The 375-nt window shown below is 60.8% G+C and carries 1 protein-coding gene; it reads right to left on the reverse strand.

The window, feature by feature from the left end:
* A partial coding sequence (locus tag EKN83_RS23250) for a contractile injection system protein, VgrG/Pvc8 family (RefSeq protein WP_260591357.1) occupies window positions 1-375 on the reverse strand: 375 nt, incomplete at both ends.

A 375-nucleotide genomic window follows, 5' to 3' on the forward strand; every position in this document is an offset into this window, starting at 1 on the left:
TGGAACAGCCACGCGTTCGGCTTGCGGAAATCGTAATCGTCGAGGCTGTAAATCCCCGGCGTGACGCTGTCCTCCAGCGCCCACTGGCCGATACCCTCTTCATCCGTGCTGCCGCCGGACGGCGTCTGGTGATACGGAATCACCTCGTAGCCGCTGAACGGCTGATGCTGGGTGGCGGCGTCGGTGAGCACGAGGGTGTGTTTGTCGGCCTCATGGCTGAAGTGATACGCAATCCCCTCCAGTTCCATCAGGCGGCTGATGAAGTCCAGGCTCGACTCCTGATACTGCACGCAGTAGTCCCACACCCGGTAGCTGCCGGTGAGCTTGTCCTCGACGTTGACCTGATGCTCGCCCAGCAGGGTTTTCACAATCTGT

It is taken from the genome of Enterobacter sp. WCHEn090032 (assembly GCF_003986875.1).
Classification (GTDB): domain Bacteria; phylum Pseudomonadota; class Gammaproteobacteria; order Enterobacterales; family Enterobacteriaceae; genus Enterobacter; species Enterobacter sichuanensis.